This is a genomic window from Lysinibacillus telephonicus, from assembly GCF_003966145.1.
In the GTDB taxonomy this organism is placed as follows: Bacteria; Bacillota; Bacilli; order Bacillales_A; family Planococcaceae; genus Ureibacillus; species Ureibacillus telephonicus.
Genome location: NZ_RXNR01000146.1, coordinates 1 through 1,443, shown reverse-complemented (window position 1 = coordinate 1,443; position 1,443 = coordinate 1). Strand labels below are relative to the sequence as shown.

Sequence of the window (1,443 nt, the reverse complement as noted above, 5' to 3'; positions counted from 1 at the left end):
TGAACTGCCCCGTAAAAGTTAGACACTAATCTAATTTTTACGGGGGTTTTTTTATGGCAAAATTAACAGTTAAACAAAGAATTCAAGCGGTTGAACGATATGTAAATGGACATGAGTCCATGAATGAAATTGCGAAGGATATCGGTCTCACTCAACGGGTTATCAGTGACTGGGTCCGTCTTTACCAAGAGAATGGAAGAGAGGCATTCCTTAAATCCTATACAAATTATTCTGCTGAGTATAAAATGAGTGTACTAAATTATATGAACGAAACAGGTACATCCTCAATCGACACAGCTGCGATATTTAATATTTCATCTCCGGGCATGATTAGAAACTGGAAGAAGAAGTATGAAATTGGTGGTTATGATGCCCTTGTTTCTAAGAAAAAGGGGCGACCGTCGATGAAAAAGGATTTAACAAAAACAACGAAACCAGTACCGGCTGAAGGATCTGTAGAAGAACTAGAGGCACGGATTAAGCAACTAGAAATGGAGAACGCATATTTAAAAAAGTTGAACGCTTTAGTTCAGATGCAGGAAAAATTACAAACCAAATCAAAGCGCAAGTAATTTATGAACTAAAGGAAATCTATGAAGTGGTGGAATTAATCAAAGTCGCTGATATTCCACGTAGCACATACTATTACTGGGAAAAACGTTTAAGTCGTGCTGATAAATACGCTAATGTGAAAGCTGCTATTCAGACCATTTACCACGAACATAAAGGTCGTTATGGGTATCGTCGGATTGCTAAAGAATTAAAGAAATATGGTTTCAATCATGATCCAAAAACAATTCATAAATTGATGAATGCCATAGGCATTAAGTGTGAAGTACGAATGAAAAAATACCGTTCTTATAAGGGAAACGTTGGGAAAATTGCGCCAAATATTTTACAACGGGATTTTAAAGCAGAAAACATGAATGAGAAATGGGTAACTGATGTGACAGAATTTCATCTATTTGGTGAGAAACGTTATCTATCTCCTGTACTAGATTTGTGTAACGGTGAAATCATTGCCTACACGGTAATGAGTCGACCGGTGTATAAATTAGTTGATGAAATGTTAAAACAAGCGTTAACTCGTCTACAACCAGGTGATCAAGTCATCCTTCATTCGGACCAAGGGTGGCATTATCAAATGAGCCAATATCAACGAACATTAAAACAACATAATATTACACAGAGTATGTCCCGTAAGGGCAATTGTTTGGATAATGCAGTCATAGAAAATTTCTTTGGCTTATTAAAATCTGAGCTACTATATCTACAAAATTTTGATAGTATAGAACATTTTGAGAAGGAACTAGAAGAGTATATTTACTATTATAATAACAAACGAATGAAGTCAAAATTAAAAGACCTAAGCCCGGTGGAATACCGAACTCAGGTCCTTGGAGTAGCCTAATTATATATGTCTAACTTTCTTGGGTCAGATCA

1 protein-coding gene is annotated in these 1,443 nt (G+C 36.0%); it reads left to right on the top strand.

Going from position 1 to position 1,443, the window contains the following annotated elements; translation table 11 throughout:
• Nucleotides 1-53: 53 nt before the first annotated feature.
• Nucleotides 54-1,411, top strand: a protein-coding gene (locus EKG35_RS20560; RefSeq protein WP_410799540.1) for an IS3 family transposase whose coding sequence is annotated in 2 segments (ribosomal slippage) — nucleotides 54-540 and nucleotides 540-1,411 — 1,359 coding nt in all. Because the reading frame shifts where the segments join, the coding sequence is not laid out codon by codon here.
• The last annotated feature ends 32 nt before the right edge of the window (nucleotides 1,412-1,443 follow it).